Source organism: Chitinophaga sp. SVR4-12A (assembly GCF_056754765.1).
Genome location: NZ_JBPGWP010000002.1, coordinates 13,627 through 29,444, shown reverse-complemented (window position 1 = coordinate 29,444; position 15,818 = coordinate 13,627). Strand labels below are relative to the sequence as shown.

Genomic DNA, 15,818 nt, shown 5'->3' with positions numbered 1-15,818 from the left:
TCCACTTTCAGTTTTTTACTGTAGGTTTGCCCAGGTCAATCCTTCTTATTCTATGACACAACTCGCAGAAAGATTATCTCGCATATCCGAGCCGGAAACGATCAAAATGGCTAAACTGAGCCGGGAACTGAAAGCACAGGGCATTGATATTGTAGACCTGAGCATAGGTGAACCTGACTTTGATACGCCCGCCCATATTAAAGATGCAGCCAAGAAGGCGATAGACGAGGGCTATACACATTATACCCCGGTAGCCGGTTATGCAGATCTGCGACAGGCAGTAACACAGAAACTGAAAAGGGATAATAACCTGGATTATGCGCCCGACCAGATCATCGTATCTACCGGCGCCAAGCAAAGCATCGCCAACGCAGTGCTGAGCATCGTAGACCCGGGCGATGAGGTGATCATTCCCACACCCTACTGGGTCACCTACTCAGAACTGGTGAAACTTTGCCAGGGAGAAATTGTATTTATACCCTGCAGCATCCAGAACAAATACAAGATCACACCGGAGCAGCTGGAAGCGGCCATCACACCTAAAACCAGGCTGTTCATGTTCTCCAGCCCCTGTAACCCTACCGGGGCGGTGTATTCCAAAGCTGAACTGGAGGCACTGGCAGCCGTGTTCATGAAACACCCGGAGATCTATATTATCGCAGACGAGATCTACGAATATATCAACTACGTAGGCAAACATGAAAGCATTGCCCAATTCGGAGACCTGAAAGAACGTACCATCATCATCAACGGTTTGAGCAAAGGCTTTGCCATGACCGGCTGGCGCCTGGGCTACCTGGCGGCTCCTGCCACAGTGGCCAAAGCGGCAGATAAGATACAAAGCCAGTTCACTTCCGCTACCTGCTCTATCACCCAGCGCGCGGCCATCACGGCACTGACCGGAGACCTGGCCCCTTCCCTGGCCATGGTAGATGAGTTCAGGAAAAGACGCAGCTTTATCTACAAAGCCCTTTCCGATATCCCCGGCCTTAAGGTGATCGAACCGGAAGGTGCCTTCTACATGTTCCCGGATGTCAGCGCATTTTTCGGCAAATCAGCGGATGGCATGACAGTGAACAATGCGGATGACCTGTGCAGCTACCTCCTGCATAAGGCCCATGTGACCATGGTAACCGGCAGCGCTTTCAAACAGGATAACTGTATCCGGATCTCTTACGCCAATTCTATGGAAAAGCTGGAAGAAGGAATGAAGAGAATGAGAAAAGGATTGGAGGCGCTGAAATAAGTTCCCAGTTGTCAGTCGTTAGTCGTCAGTGATTGGCGGGGAGATTGTTATCGTGAAAATTATCTGTTATAATTATTGAATATATTCCATATATATTTGCGTGAAAATTATTGAGCAAAGATGCCTTCCAGTCAAACACTCCTGTACATTGTAATTACGATAGGCGCTATTGCGCTGGTATATATGACCATTAAAGACCTGATCAAAAAGCCGGGCAAACAGGGCGGAGCCGGTGATGAAGGCCAGCAGAGCGTGAATACAGGCGCCAGCGCCGCCGTACTGCCCTTACAGTTACAGGCTTATGAAAGGCTGGTGTTGCTGATAGACCGCATCAACCCGCAAAACCTGATCAGCCGCATCTATCAGCCCGAGCTGACCGTGGTAGACATGCAGATCGCCATGGTACAAACCATCAAAGCGGAATTTGATCATAATATCGCCCAGCAGATCTATGTATCTCCTACTGCATGGGAAACCGTAAAAACCTTCAAGGAACAGAGCATTACCATCATTAACCAGATCGCTGCCCAGATGCCGCAGGATGCACCTGCCAAGGAACTGAATAAGCAGATCCTGGAAGCTTACCTGCAAACAGCAGAATCACCGGCAGAAGTGGCAGCACAGATATTGAATGCAGAAGCGAAGAAGATCATGAAATAATAAAAAAGTCGTAAGTCATTAGTCGTTAGTCGTTAGTCGTAAGTTATCAGTGATCGAAGCGGGTATCAATCCTGACGACTTACGACTAACGACTTACGACTTACGACTTACGACTTTTATCCTTAATCTACCATATTCACCCGTTTAGGACGGATCACTTCATACAACAGGTAGCTTTTTCCATTGAATGAAATATACAGCGGCTGTCCCATGTACCAGGGCGTACCGGGAGAGGCTTTGGCATGCGCCTGGATATGCAGATGCGGTTCAGAGCTGAAACCGGAATTGCCCACACAACCCAGGGCCTGACCCTGTACCACCCACTGCCCTTCATGCACCACCACACTGCCTTTTTTCATGTGCGCCAGGAATACATAGCCCGCATCGGTTTCCAGCAACACCTGGTTGGTGTTCTGCGGGCCTCTGTCCATATTGGGCGGAATGTTATCTGGATTATCGCTGTAAGCCCGTAGCACACGGCCACTGGCAGGGCTGTAAATCGTATCATTGAAGATCTCGTAATCTTCCAGCCGGCTGCTGAACACTTTGTTAGCCCTCCCACCCCACTTGTTCAGCTTCACAATATCCATGGCGTAGATGGCGCCACGCAGGCTGTAATGAAAAAGGTTGGTCGGCAGGCCCTTACCGCCCTGCAACACAAAATAGCGGCCTGTTTTCAAGGGGAAAGCCAATTCTATTTTTTGTTGTTTCAGCCCGGTAGTACCGGTGAAGTAACCAATACAGAGACAAATGAGAATGCCCGTCCACACAAAGGAGAGCCCCCGTTGCCAGGGCCGCGGCGCTTTGGCGGCCTTACTCTTTTTGCGGAAAAAACCGCTCAGCAAACATAACAGCAAACAAATGCCAAAAGCATATTTAGCATTCACCGTGAGGTACACCCAGGTACCGTACAGGTATATGAAAACGCCCAAAGCCAGGGCCAGCAACAAGCGAGACCAGCTATACCGGAGCGGTTTACCGGAAGCTGTGAACATAAAATACAGGCTGAGCAACGCCAATGCTAATGTGACTAATAATATTCCGTAAATAAACATATCTTATCAGCTGTTAAGCAAATATCTGTTTTCATCTGCAAATTCGTATAACCCCGTTTAAAAGACCAAAATTATGTAACATTGTTTATGGAAAAACATGTAACAGATGCCGGGATCAGGATACAAGCGGTATATACGCAAGCGGTACCGATGACAGAACTGCCGGGCCAGTTTCCTTATACGCGGGGCATACATGCCACTATGTACCGTGACAAACTTTGGACCATGCGGCAATATGCGGGCTTCAGCACCGCAGAAGCATCCAACCAGCGCTACCATTATCTTTTAAAACAGGGCGTGATGGGCTTAAGCGTAGCCTTTGACCTGCCCACCCAGATAGGTTATGATTCTGATCACGCCATGGCAGAGGGCGAAGTGGGTAAAGTAGGCGTAGCCATCGACTCACTGGAAGATATGGAACGCCTCTTTGCAGGTATCCGCCTGGAAGATATTTCCACCTCCATGACTATCAACGCTACGGCATTTATATTGCTGGCCCTCTATATAGCACTTGCAAAAAAACAGGGCGCAGACCTGAAAAAACTATCCGGCACCATCCAGAACGATATACTGAAGGAGTACGCCGCCCGGGGCACTTTTATCTACCCGCCGCAACCTTCCATGCGCCTGATCACTGATATATTCGCCTATTGCAGCCGGGAAGTGCCGAAGTGGAACACCATCTCCATCAGCGGTTATCATATACGGGAAGCAGGAGCCAATGCCGTACAGGAGCTGGCATTTACCCTGGCTAACGGCAAGGCCTATCTGAAGGCGGCCCTGGAACAGGGCCTGGATATCAACGTGTTTGCCCAGCGCCTCTCCTTTTTCTTCAATGCCCATAACCACCTGTTTGAGGAAGTGGCCAAGTTCCGGGCAGCCCGCCGCATGTGGGCGCAGATCACCCGCTCACTGGGCGCCACAGATGCAAAGGCACAAATGTTGCGTTTCCATACGCAAACAGGGGGTAGCACACTCACCGCACAGCAGCCGCATAACAATATTGTAAGGGTGGCGGTGCAAACGCTGGCAGCCACCATGGGCGGCACACAATCATTGCACACCAACGGTTTTGATGAAGCATTATCGCTGCCCACCGAGGAAGCTGCCCGCATCGCCCTGCGCACCCAGCAGATCATCGGCTATGAGAGCGGTGTTGCAGATACGGTAGACCCGCTGGCCGGTTCTTTCTATGTGGAAGCGCTGACCAATGAAGTGGAAGCCAAAGCCTGGGAGCTGATCAACCGGATAGACGCCATGGGCGGCGCCGTAAGCGCTATAGAACAGGGCTTTATACAGGACGAGATCGCGCGCAGCGCCTATAAATACCAGCAACAGGTGGAGAACGGGGAAAAGATCATTGTAGGAGTGAACAAGTTTGCCATGGAGGAACACGCCGCACCGGAAATATTCCGTATAGACGACAGCATCCGCAAGGTACAGACAGAGCGCCTGCAGGCATTGCGGGCAAAGCGCGACGGGCAGCAGGTACAGGCCATCCTGCAGCAGCTGGAAGCGCAGGCCCGCACCACAGAAAACCTGATGCCATTAGTGGTAACAGCCGTAGAAAATCTTTGCACACTTGGGGAGATAGCGGACACATTGAGGAAGGTGTGGGGAGAGCATAGATAATTAAAAATTCGTAATTACATTTGTTGCATGCGCCTGATCTACTATAACAGTTGCCCGTTATGCGGGTCATCCACCATAAGAAAAGTACTTACAGCAAAGGATCATACAGTATCCGGTGAAGAATTTGAGATCTGGCATTGCGGCCATTGTACGGGGCGTTTTACGCAGAATGTACCCAGCAGCAGCCGCATTGGCCGTTATTATCAATCGCAGGAATACATCAGCCATACGGAAACGAAAAAAGGGCTCATCAACCGTTTATACCATAGCGTTAGGAAGATCACCATGCGCTCAAAACAGAACTGGGTGAGGTCGGCAACCGGCCTCAAAACAGGAACACTGCTGGATATCGGTTCAGGTACAGGCGCTTTCCTGCATTATGTGCAGCAGAACGGCTGGCAGGCCACCGGCCTGGAGCCAGACGAGCAGGCGCGCGATAATGCAAAGAAGATCTACAATGTGGATGCGCAGCCTGTGGAGCAGCTCTTCTCCCTGCCGGCCGCCTCTTTTGATGCCATCACCATGTGGCATGTATTGGAGCATGTACATGAAGTGCACGCCTATCTGCAGCAGATCCGTACTTTACTGAAACCAGCAGGCGCCCTGCTGATCGCAGTGCCCAACTATACTTCGCCGGATGCAGAACATTACGGCCCCTTCTGGGCTGCCTATGATGTGCCCCGGCATCTCTACCACTTCTCTCCCGCTGCCATGGAGCAGCTACTGCAACAACACCAGCTTAAGATCGTAAAGAAACACCCGATGGTGTTCGATGCCTTTTACGTAAGCCTGCTCAGCGAAAAATGCAAAACCGGCCGTAGCCGCATGCTGGCCGGCGCCTGGAGCGGCTTCTGCTCTTATCGTAAAGCATTGAAAGAAACGGATAGGTGTAGTTCGATAGTCTACGAATGTAAGTTAGTTTGAGGTTTGAGGTTTGAGGTTTGAGGTTTGAGGTTTGAGGTTTGAGGTTTGAGGTTTGAGGTTCGTTGGATGTTAGAAGTTCAGGACAGTATACTTGTCGGGAACTTGTAACCTTTAACGAACCTCAAACCTCAAACTTCAAACCTCAAACTTTTTAATACAGGTAGTTCAACGCAATTATATCATTCGCATTAAACGTCCTGTTGCCACCGTTAGAACAAGCCAGCATCCAGGAACCTGCATCCGGGCCAGTGGGCGTACCGGGAATATGCACGGCGCCTACACCGGATGAACCTTCGTTACCACCGCTGCCGCAGCTGTATGCGCGGTTCATGTAGTCTGTATGACGCATGCCAATACAGTGCCCTATTTCGTGCTGGATCACAGAACCTACATAATTTACATTGGGATTGCTGCCATAGGCCTGCGGGTGAGTGTTCATACGAACAGTGCTATACGGGTTACCGCTGGCAGTGGGAAAGCCGGAAGAGCCCAGCGTAATGAAACCACCACTGGGCGCTTCATAAAAGCCCTGGATAGTGATGTTGGCAGTGCCGCTGGTAACACGCTGGAAATGCAGGCTCAGGTTCAGGGCGTTGTAGCGCTGAATGGCCAGGTCAGTACCATCAATGAAGGCCTGCGTAAGACCACTCACCCTTACCGTAATAGTGCGGGGCAGGCCTGTTACCAGGTTATTGGTGCGGTACTGTTCCACATCTGCGATGCGCAGGTTGGGAGAAGTGGAAGTGGCAGCCAGTTCCTTTTCATCCAGCAGGATATCTCCTTCTACGAGATAACCGCCGGCTACTTTTCTTACATCGGCAGTGCTGAAACCTTTGTCGCTGATCCGTTGCAGCACATCCTGCGAGATCTTTGGCGCTTCCTGTTTTGCGGCTTCATTGTTGTCTTTCTGACAGGCAGTAAATAAAGCGCCAAGCAGGGCGCAGGCTGCCAGTGTACGGGTTACTTTTGTGATCATAGATGTGGTTTTTGGGTTTTGAAATGCTGATCTGATTTGCTCGTGCATAGTATATATGTGTTTAAATAGGATACAACAGGGTATACGACCGCTCACCGCGCCGGGTAATACACGCGCAGCAATAGGAACCGGGAAACGGTAGAATAAATAACAGGGCTGAAATAAAAAGGATTATAACGTGAAATAAGTTACTTCACCTTTCATTCATTTTTCACCTTTTTCCCTAAGTAAATACAGGAATTAAAACTCGACTTTAATGCTCTTTAGTGCTCTGCTAAAACGGTTCAGATTTAGTTGTTGTTTTGCTTTTTCAATTCAGATTTTGGCGTTTATTCGTTCGTTCTTCTACAGTTTTCAATATTACAACATTCGCATAATTTAAAAAAAACATTTTTTAATCCCTGAATAAAAAATTGGGATGTCCGTCTAATTGCAGTAGCTTTATTATTGCGCATTTTAATCATATTTCCCGCATGAGAGCCAACGTCGCAAAATCTTTATGGGCGCTGCTGTTCCTGTTTGTTCACCTGCAGCTCAATGCCCGGCAACAGCCGGGTAAGGATACCATATTACAACGATATGGCATCGTAACAGATAGCGGCAACGTATCAGGCAACCGCAATAAAACCGGATTTTACCTGGTGAAATTCCGCGTATATCCCGGTCAGTCTGTCTTACAGCAACACGGCAGCAGAAAGGCATTAACCGCCCTGCATTATATCCTGCAGCAGCCGGTTACAGATACTGCATTATTACGCAATGTAGTGTATACGTATGCTGCTAACAGTAACTGGAAAAGCAGTACGCCTTTATTGCAACAGCTGGAAAGACTGAAAGATAAAGACAGCATCACCCTGCAGGCCAGCACAGATCCTACCCTGGGACCACCGGGCTGGTGCCATGTGCGCAGACAAGCCACCCGCAGCATCGCCATTCTCACCGTAAGAAAACACGACTGGCCGCAGTTCATCGCACAAGCTGCCGTTCTTTTTGCAGATCGTTTAAGACCGGCGCGCACGGAGACGATCGTCAGCAACAATGATATGACACTGAACCGCATCAGCACCGTACAACAGCTGTATCCTCAGTTACAGGGCAGGCAGATGACGGTATCCATTAAAGAGAATTTGTTTGACACCACCGATGCAGACTTACAGGGAAGATACCGGCCTTCCGGCATCAGCTCCGGCACCGTAGACGCGCATGCCACTATCATGGCCACACTCATTGCCGGCGGCGGGAATACAGGACCGGAAGGAAAGGGCGCCGCTCCCGGCGCGATGCTGAGCTCATCTGATTTTAACAGCACTACTACCGATAACAAACTACTGCCCGACGATCCTGCCAATTACCGGCAGCTGGGCATCCGCCTGCAGAACCACTCTTATGGCACCGGTATAGAGAACTATTATGGCACAGAAGCCGCTGCCTATGATGAACAGGCACAGGAGCTCGATACCCTGCTGCATGTGTTCTCATCCGGTAATGATGGAAACGATACGCCCACCAGCGGCACCTATAACGGCATTGCAGGATTTGCAAATCTATCCGGCACTTATAAACATGCCAAGAACGTACTGGTAGCAGGCGCTACCAACGGCCTGAACGGCGTGCTGGCATTGAGCGCCAAGGGCCCTGCCTATGACGGCCGCGTAAAGCCGGAACTGGTAGCCTACGGCGTAGACGGCACTTCCAATGCCGCCGCCCTTACCAGCGGCATCGCCACACTGGTGCAGGATGCGTATATACAGCAGATAGGCAAAGCTCCTGCTGCGACCTTACTAAAAACAGTACTTATCAACAGCGCAGATGATGTAGGCAACCTGCACGTGGATTACAGCAGCGGCTTCGGCGCTATCAATGCCCTGAAAGCTGTAAAGACTATCGCAGAAGACCGCTTCTTTGGCGGCAGCGCCACCAATGGCAGCAGCCAGGTCTTTCCTATCAGCGTACCAGTGGCCAGCGGACAAGTGAAAGTAACATTGGGCTGGAGCGACCCTGCCGCTGCAGTGGATGCACCCAAAGCCCTGGTGAACGATCTTGACCTCTGGGTAGAAGATGCAGGCGGCAGGCGTTACGATCCCTGGCTCTTAAGCAGCTACCCTGCGGCAGACTCGTTGCGGGCAGCGGCCCGCCGCGGCAGAGATACCCTGAATAATACAGAACAGGTAACAATAGACAATCCTTCCGGTACCATTCGTATACACGTAAACGGTAGGGCGGTTTCCGGCGCTTCGCAGCCCTTCTTTGTGGCCTATGAGTTTACCCCTTCCCGTTACTTTAACTGGGAATACCCGGCGCCGCAGAATATGCTCAGCACCAATGCCTCAGCGCCTTTGCGCTGGAGCACCGGCTATACCGGTACGGGAACCATCCAGTATAGCCTGGACAGTGTCAACTGGCAAACCATCGTACAGGATATTCCCCTGGAAAGCGGCACCATCAGCTGGACAGTACCGGATTTTTTTTCCAAAGCCTGGCTGCGTATGCAAACCAATAACGGCACTTTTACCAGCGGCGCCTTCTTTATCTCCAAAGCACCCGAGCCGCAGGTAGGCTTTAACTGTACTGACTCCGTACTCTTATACTGGCCTCCGCTTCCCGGCGCCGCCAGTTATGAAGTATATGTACTCAACGGTCCCTATCTCAGCACTTATACCCGCACAACCGATACTTTTGTGGTCATCCAGAAACAAAACATCAGCGGCACCTGGCTGGCAGTAAGCGGCGTGCATGCCAACGGCTGGGCAGGCGTAAAAAGCTATTCACTGGATTACGAGAACCAGGGCGTCAGCTGTTATGTAGCCAGCCTGCTGGCAGACCCGGAGAACGACGCCTCCGTAAGGCTCACCCTCAGCCTGGGCAGCCTGTATAAGCTGCGCAGGATCTGGTGGGAAACACTTACATCCAATGGGTTTGCCACCCTGCAATCCACCACCATCGATGGCAATACCAGCTATACGATCATCGATAATACCCCCCACTCCGGCCTGAACTATTACCGGGTACGGATGGAGACCACAGACGGCCATATGATCCTTTCTAATACCGTATTTGCCGCCATTGTAGGCGCCGGCAACACCTTTGTGCTGTTTCCCAACCCCGTCACCAATACCCTGCAATTGCTGACCAAAGCGGCGCAGGAACGGGAAATGCGGGTGTACGACATCGGCGGACGCCTGGTACGCGCCTACCTGCTGACCAATATGCAGGAAAGTATTGACATCACTGACCTGACGCCTGGCGTATATGTGGTAGCGATATATGAAGAGGGCAAACGCGTGTTTGTACAAAAAGTAGTGAAAGTGGGCTACTAGCTGAAGGCCCTCGCCAGGGTAGCGCTTATTTTCTTAGCAATCGTACTGTCTATGTCGAGCAAAGGATTAAAGATCGTCACGCTCATACCCGCCAGTTTACCCGTCTGCAGCAGCTGACGAATAAAGTGCTCTACCTGCTCAAAACGGAGGCCTCCTGGCAGGCGATAATCCACGGCAGGGTTAATATCGTCAGATAATACATCGGTGTCAAAATGGAGCCAGCAACCGCTGGTATCCCATTGGTTGATCTGCGCTATCACCGAAGCCGTTATTTTCTCCATGCCGCTTTGCTCAATAGCAGCCAGATCGAACACCTTAATGGCAGTATTACGGATATCCTGAGAACCGTATTGCGCTGCTTCTGCAGCATCCCGCTGCCCTACCTGGATCACATGCTCGTCTCTTACATAAGGCCGCAACCCGTTCATGTTGGTAAGCTTATCCGGACCACGGCCGGTAACGATGGCCAGGTCCATATCCGCCACTTCACCCGTCAGCGATCTTTCCGGCTCGTAGAAATCAGCGTGTGCGTCAAGGAAAATAAGGCCATAGGAGCCGGCTGATTTAAGCCCGGACATAATACCCAGCAAAATGCTGCAATCGCCGCCAAGGACCATGGCAAAGCGCTGCAAGCGTACGGTGGATGCAACGATATCTGCCAGGTGCTGGGAGAAGTCAATAATAGCAGCTGTATTGAGGCAGTTAGTGTCCGCATCACGCAGGGCGCTGTATTGGGCGTTAATGGTGGGCAAATGCAGTATTGGGTGTTGCAATCGCAGCTGCTTATCAAGACCGGTGGAAAGCAGGCGGCCGGCAAGGTGCTCAACGCCGGAAGGTTTCAGGCCCAGGATGGATGGCGCCGTGATCAGTTCAATGTCCACTTTCGGTGCTCCCATATCGCAAGGTTTCCATTTACACAGCAAAAAAAAGACCGTAAAAGCTATATGCAGCCTTTACGGTCCTTAAAATATTTGCAATGCCGATGCTTACAGGTGGATAGCCTCGCCGTAAGCCGCTTCTATAGCGTCTTTTATAGCTTCGCTCATCGTGGGGTGCGGGTGGATGGAATCCAGCACTTCCTGGTAAGTAGTTTCCAGCTTACGGGCAGTTACGGTCTGCACGATGAATTCAGTTACGTTGTAACCGATCGCGTGCGTACCCAGCCATTCGCCGTATTTGGCATCAAAGATCACTTTTACGAAGCCTTCGGTGGCGCCGGCGCCAACCGCCTTACCGGATGCAGAGAAGGGGAATTTACCCACTTTTACTTCATAACCGGCTTCCTTGGCTGCTTTCTCAGTATAACCTACAGAAGCAACTTCCGGAGCACAATAGGTACAGCCGGGGATGTTCATGTAGTCGATCGTAGCAGGTTTGTGCGCGTATTTCTTCTCGTTGTAGGCGATGGCTTCCACGCAAACGATACCTTCTTTGGAAGCAACGTGCGCCAGGGCCTGACCAGGCACCATATCGCCGATGGCATAAACGCCCGGTACATTGGTCTGGTAGTATTTATCTACTAATACTTTTCCTTTGTCGGTCTTCACACCCAGTGCTTCCAGGCCCAGGTTCTCGATGTTGGCGCTGATACCTACAGCGCTCAGCACCACTTCCGCTTCGAGGGTTACCTCGCCGGTCTGGGTCTTTACTTTGGCTTTAACGCCTTCACCACTGATATCTACGCTTTCTACGGTAGCGTTGGTCATGATCTCCAGGCCTTTCTTCTTGTAGATCTTTTCCAGTTCTTTGGAGATATCTTCATCTTCTACCGGAACGATACGCGGCATAAACTCAACGATGGTCACTTTCGTGCCCAGGGTATGATAGAAATAGGCAAATTCCACGCCGATAGCGCCAGAACCTACTACGATCATGGACTTGGGCTGTTTAGGCAGCACCATTGCATCGCGGTAGCCAATTACTTTCTTGCCATCTATTTTCAGGTTAGGCAGCTCGCGGGAGCGGGCGCCTGTTGCCAGGATGATATGTTTTGCATCGTGCACGGTAGCTTTGCCGTCTTTGTCGGTCACTTCCACCTGGCCTTTGCCTTTCAGCTTGCCGTTGCCCACGAGCACGTCGATCTTGTTCTTCTTCATCAGGAACTGCACGCCTTTGCTCATTTTATCAGCAGCGCCACGGCTACGTTTGATCACTGCATCAAATTCGACCTTGGCATCGCCTACGGTGAAGCCGTAATCTTTTGAGTGTTGTATATTTTCGTATACCTGTGCCGATTTCAGTAATGCCTTGGTTGGGATACAGCCCCAGTTCAAACAGATACCGCCTAAGCTTTCCCGCTCTACAACGGCTGTCTTAAATCCCAGCTGAGCAGCCCGGATAGCGGCCACATATCCGCCGGGGCCACTACCAATTACGATTACGTCGTATGCCATAATGCTTGATTTTAATTAAAAACTTGCCAAAGGTAGTAAAAAAGAGCTACAAGCTACAAGCAACAAGCTGCAAGAAAAGGCCATTTTTTTTAATATGCTCCTCCTTGCAGCTTGTAGCCTGAAGCTTATAGCTTTATCTCAGGTCCACTACTTCTACGCCGGGATATTTTTTCGGATCGAAAGTAAATGTGGCATCTGTCACATTGGCATTCGGCGTAAAATTGGTGATCTCATAAGTGTATTGGTTGCCGTTCTTCTCGAAGATCTTCATCCTGGCGATATTCTGGTTCTTTTTATCAACAGAAAGCAGCACTTTGAAAACGGTCTTCGATTTGTCGGTCGGCGTCATTTCTATGTTCTGAAGCGTTTTACCTTTTTCGGTGGTCTCCGGGTTCAGGCGGTACAGGAAGTCCTTATCATAGAAATTGGTGAACAGTTTAGCCGGTGTAATGGCGGTGGCATTTGGATCTACGTTATTGATCGTTACCTCGTTCACATCTTTTGCATAGGTCCAGGAGGTCTTGTTATCGCTGATGATCTCCTGTCCGTCCATGGTTACTTTATATTTATTTCCTTTCAGGTATACCGTACCTTTCTTGGAATCATTCACACTATTGTTCCCGCCCTGCACTTTCAGCACGAAGCTGGCCATCGCAGATTTGAGGGACTGAAATTTCTTGCTCATATTATCCAGTACGGTCTTAGCTTTCGGATCATTCTGGCCTGCTTTGGACTGAGCCGTCCCACTAAATACCAAGCCCCCCATCAACATTCCCATTAATACAATTTTCTTCATCATTAAGACATTTTAATTTTTGAAAGCTATTGGCTATTAGCTTTTAGCTGTTAGCAAATGTTAGAGAATTACAAGCAATAAGCGTGCAAATTGTGGCTCATGGCTAATAGCTAAAAGCTAGTAGCTTATTTTATAACAAATCATTAAGAATTTCTTCCAGATCAGATTCAGTTTTCACCATGACATCACGGGCCTTACTACCCATGTTAGGCCCTACGATACCAGCAGCTTCCAGCTGGTCCATTAAACGGCCTGCCCGGTTGTATCCCAGCTTCATACGGCGCTGCAGCAGCGAGGTAGAGCCTTGCTGGTTCTGTACGATCACGCGGGCAGCTTCCTCGAACAAAGGATCACGGTCCTGCAGGCTGATCTCCTTGCCTTCCAGCTCTTTTTCATCCACATATTCCGGCAACAGGAAGGCTTCCGGGTAACCGCGCTGACCGCCAATGAATTCTGCCACTTTTTCCACTTCGGGCGTATCCACGAATGCGCATTGCAGGCGCACCAGCTCACCGTTGAAGGACACCAGCATATCCCCCTGCCCTATTAGCTGTTCGGCGCCGCCGATGTCGAGAATGGTGCGGGAGTCTATTTTGGACGATACTTTAAAGGCGATACGGGCCGGGAAGTTGGCCTTGATGGTACCGGTGATGATATTTACAGAAGGACGCTGCGTAGCGATGATCAGGTGGATCCCCACGGCACGGGCCAGCTGGGCCAGGCGCGCGATCGGCATTTCCACCTCCTTGCCCGCGGTCATGATCAGGTCGGCAAACTCGTCTATCACCAGCACAATAAAGGGCAGGTAGCGGTGACCCTTCTGCGGGTTGAGCCTACGCTGGATGAACTTGGCGTTGTACTCGCGGATATTACGGGTGCCGGCTTCCTTCAGGAGGTCGTAGCGCACATCCATCTCAATACACAGCGCATTGAGGGTATGGATCACCTTCTTGGTATCGGTGATGATGGCGTCTTCCTCCCCGGGCAGCTTTGCCAGGAAATGTTTCTCTATGAGCTTATAGAGGCTCAGCTCCACTTTTTTCGGGTCTACCAGCACAAATTTGAGCTGGGAAGGATGTTTCTTGTACAGCAGGGACACCAGCAAGGTGTTGATACCCACTGATTTACCCTGACCGGTAGCACCTGCCATCAGGAGGTGAGGCATCTTTGCCAGGTCGGCAATGAAGTTCTCATTATCGATCTTCTTACCGATGGCAATGGGCAGGTCCATATTATTATGCTGGAACTTTTCAGATGCCAGCAGGGCCTTCAGTGAAACGATGCTCTTCTTCACATTCGGTACTTCTATACCGATGGTGCCTTTGCCTGGGATGGGCGCAATGATACGAATACCGAGGGCCGACAAGCTCAGGGCAATATCATCTTCCAGGTTCTTGATACGGGAGATCCTCACACCGGCGGCAGGCACAATTTCGTATAAGGTAACGGTAGGTCCTACGGTAGCGCTGATCTTCTGTATGGAGATATCGTAATTCTTGAGCGTGTCAATGATCTGGTTCTTGTTCTTGTCCAGCTCTGCGGCATCCTGTACGATCTTCTCGGTATTATGGGTATCCAGGAGGTCGAGGCCGGGATACTGGTAATCCCGCAGGTCCAGCATGGGATCGTAAGGATCCGTATGGACAGGTTCCCTTACCAGCTGAATATCTTCCTCGATCTCTTCCGGCTCTTCCTCCGGCATGCTCTTTATTTCAAACGCCACTTCTTCGGGTGGCTGGTTACGCTTTTTCTTCGTGGCGGCTTCGATCGTTTCCTCTATGTACAGGAGGGGTTCCACTTCTGCTTCGTCTTCCGCCTCTTCGGGCCCGGCTTCTTCCTCTTCCAGTTCTGCTGCTTCTGCTGCAAAGGGCGGGTTCATTGCTGCCGGGGGTATAAAAGTAACACCGGGCGTTTCGTCGCGCTCTACCAGCTGCATATCCTCCTCTTCGGCTGCGGTGGCCGCCGGGGGAATCACTACTACCCCGCTATCGTTATTTTTCAGGCCGTTCTTACGTTTCCCGGTGGCCGGTTTTTCAACAGGCGCGGCTACCACAGGCGCCGGTTCCGGAACTGGTTTGGGCGGGCGCGGCTTACGCTCGGGCAATTTAAAGTCGAAATTGAACTTCCATATCAGCCAGGACAGGCCCGTCACCAGCAGCAACAGGGCGGTGCCTGTTGTACCGATAAAGCCGCTGGTCCATTTAACAATGGCGTCGCCCAGGGCGCCTCCCCAGGCAAAGCCGTCGCGGATGGCGATAAAAGACATCGTGGCGCTGATGAACAGCAAGCCGAATAAAATATGCTTGATATTGCGCCAGATGCGGAATACCCGGCGGCCTACAATAAAGTTAATGCCCAGTATAAAGCAGAGGTAACAAAAGAAGTAGGATGCGATCCCGAAACCGCTGTAGAAGAACCAATGGGAAACAAAGGCGCCCAACCGGCCCAGCAGGTTGTCCACCTTTACATCGGTATTGAACAGGATGCGGCCTGAATACCGGAATACCTTATCCTGGTCTTCCTGCCAGGTGAACAGGTAGGAGGTAAAAGCAATGAAGAAGTAAACTGACAGCAGCAGGCATATCATCCCCAACACCTTATGCGTACGCTCGTCCCTGACCAGTTCTTTTACCTTTACTTCGGCTTCTTTGTCCTTTTTCAACACGTTTGCATCGGTATCATTACTGTGTGGCTTCTTAGTGTCCGGTTTTTCTGATTTTAATTTATTCTTCGACATAGATTAATTCAGGGCCAAAAATAGGAAAGTTTTGGTTAGCCGATAGTCGTAAGTCATTAGTCGTTAGTAAATGCTGCGAATA

Annotated in this window: 11 protein-coding genes; 5 read left to right on the top strand and 6 right to left on the bottom strand. The window is 50.6% G+C overall.

Translation table 11 applies throughout. The annotated features are described in order from the left end of the window. Positions 1–52: 52 nt before the first annotated feature. Both ACR9Y8_RS26270 and ACR9Y8_RS26265 read left to right on the top strand, forming a co-directional pair. A complete protein-coding gene (locus ACR9Y8_RS26270; RefSeq protein ID WP_481216270.1) occupies positions 53–1,246 on the top strand; it encodes a pyridoxal phosphate-dependent aminotransferase in 1,194 nt (397 codons plus the stop codon). A gap of 120 nt (positions 1,247–1,366) precedes the next feature. Next, positions 1,367–1,906: a DUF7935 family protein gene (locus ACR9Y8_RS26265; protein ID WP_481216269.1), complete on the top strand. Its 540-nt coding sequence runs from the start codon at positions 1,367–1,369 to the stop codon at positions 1,904–1,906. A gap of 122 nt (positions 1,907–2,028) precedes the next feature. Here the strand turns inward: ACR9Y8_RS26265 and ACR9Y8_RS26260 are convergent, their stop codons facing one another. Next, a complete protein-coding gene (locus ACR9Y8_RS26260) occupies positions 2,029–2,901 on the bottom strand; it encodes a M23 family metallopeptidase (protein WP_481216268.1) in 873 nt (290 codons plus the stop codon). A 147-nt stretch (positions 2,902–3,048) separates the two neighbouring features. Between ACR9Y8_RS26260 and ACR9Y8_RS26255 the strand changes: the two genes are divergently transcribed. Then, the gene (locus ACR9Y8_RS26255; protein WP_481216267.1) at positions 3,049–4,593 is read left to right on the top strand and encodes an acyl-CoA mutase large subunit family protein; all 1,545 of its coding nucleotides are present in this window, start codon (positions 3,049–3,051) and stop codon (positions 4,591–4,593) included. A 27-nt stretch (positions 4,594–4,620) separates the two neighbouring features. Next, entirely contained in the window at positions 4,621–5,517 is an 897-nt protein-coding gene (locus ACR9Y8_RS26250; RefSeq protein WP_481216266.1) for a class I SAM-dependent methyltransferase, read from the top strand. A 151-nt stretch (positions 5,518–5,668) separates the two neighbouring features. Here the strand turns inward: ACR9Y8_RS26250 and ACR9Y8_RS26245 are convergent, their stop codons facing one another. Further along, positions 5,669–6,493: a M57 family metalloprotease gene (locus ACR9Y8_RS26245; RefSeq protein ID WP_481216265.1), complete on the bottom strand. Its 825-nt coding sequence runs from the start codon at positions 6,491–6,493 to the stop codon at positions 5,669–5,671. A 473-nt stretch (positions 6,494–6,966) separates the two neighbouring features. Here ACR9Y8_RS26245 and ACR9Y8_RS26240 point away from each other — a divergent pair, with 473 nt between their 5' ends. Further along, positions 6,967–9,810 (top strand): S8 family serine peptidase, encoded by a 2,844-nt coding sequence (locus tag ACR9Y8_RS26240; RefSeq protein ID WP_481216264.1) that lies wholly within the window; start codon positions 6,967–6,969, stop codon positions 9,808–9,810. Here ACR9Y8_RS26240 and ACR9Y8_RS26235 read toward each other — a convergent pair. From ACR9Y8_RS26235 to ACR9Y8_RS26220, 4 genes are all read right to left on the bottom strand, one after another. After that, the gene (locus ACR9Y8_RS26235) at positions 9,807–10,706 is read right to left on the bottom strand and encodes an arginase family protein (RefSeq protein ID WP_481216263.1); all 900 of its coding nucleotides are present in this window, start codon (positions 10,704–10,706) and stop codon (positions 9,807–9,809) included. The genes ACR9Y8_RS26240 and ACR9Y8_RS26235 overlap by 4 nt on opposite strands. A gap of 90 nt (positions 10,707–10,796) precedes the next feature. Next, entirely contained in the window at positions 10,797–12,203 is a 1,407-nt protein-coding gene (gene lpdA / locus ACR9Y8_RS26230; protein ID WP_481216262.1) for a dihydrolipoyl dehydrogenase, read from the bottom strand. A 133-nt stretch (positions 12,204–12,336) separates the two neighbouring features. After that, entirely contained in the window at positions 12,337–13,002 is a 666-nt protein-coding gene (gene lolA1 / locus ACR9Y8_RS26225) for an outer membrane lipoprotein periplasmic chaperone LolA1 (RefSeq protein ID WP_481216261.1), read from the bottom strand. 127 nt (positions 13,003–13,129) lie between these two features. Beyond that, on the bottom strand, positions 13,130–15,736 hold the full coding sequence (locus ACR9Y8_RS26220; protein WP_481216260.1) for an FtsK/SpoIIIE family DNA translocase: 2,607 nt from the start codon (positions 15,734–15,736) through the stop codon (positions 13,130–13,132). Between the last annotated feature and the right edge of the window lie 82 nt (positions 15,737–15,818).

Coding starts and splice junctions, on each gene's coding strand:
- lpdA (WP_481216262.1), bottom strand. CDS start 12,203: ATGGCATACGACGTAATCGTAATTGGTAGTGGCCCCGGCGGATATGTG.
- ACR9Y8_RS26255 (WP_481216267.1), top strand. CDS start 3,049: ATGGAAAAACATGTAACAGATGCCGGGATCAGGATACAAGCGGTATAT.
- ACR9Y8_RS26235 (WP_481216263.1), bottom strand. CDS start 10,706: ATGGGAGCACCGAAAGTGGACATTGAACTGATCACGGCGCCATCCATC.
- ACR9Y8_RS26270 (WP_481216270.1), top strand. CDS start 53: ATGACACAACTCGCAGAAAGATTATCTCGCATATCCGAGCCGGAAACG.
- ACR9Y8_RS26245 (WP_481216265.1), bottom strand. CDS start 6,493: ATGATCACAAAAGTAACCCGTACACTGGCAGCCTGCGCCCTGCTTGGC.
- ACR9Y8_RS26250 (WP_481216266.1), top strand. CDS start 4,621: ATGCGCCTGATCTACTATAACAGTTGCCCGTTATGCGGGTCATCCACC.
- lolA1 (WP_481216261.1), bottom strand. CDS start 13,002: ATGATGAAGAAAATTGTATTAATGGGAATGTTGATGGGGGGCTTGGTA.
- ACR9Y8_RS26240 (WP_481216264.1), top strand. CDS start 6,967: ATGAGAGCCAACGTCGCAAAATCTTTATGGGCGCTGCTGTTCCTGTTT.
- ACR9Y8_RS26220 (WP_481216260.1), bottom strand. CDS start 15,736: ATGTCGAAGAATAAATTAAAATCAGAAAAACCGGACACTAAGAAGCCA.
- ACR9Y8_RS26265 (WP_481216269.1), top strand. CDS start 1,367: ATGCCTTCCAGTCAAACACTCCTGTACATTGTAATTACGATAGGCGCT.
- ACR9Y8_RS26260 (WP_481216268.1), bottom strand. CDS start 2,901: ATGTTCACAGCTTCCGGTAAACCGCTCCGGTATAGCTGGTCTCGCTTG.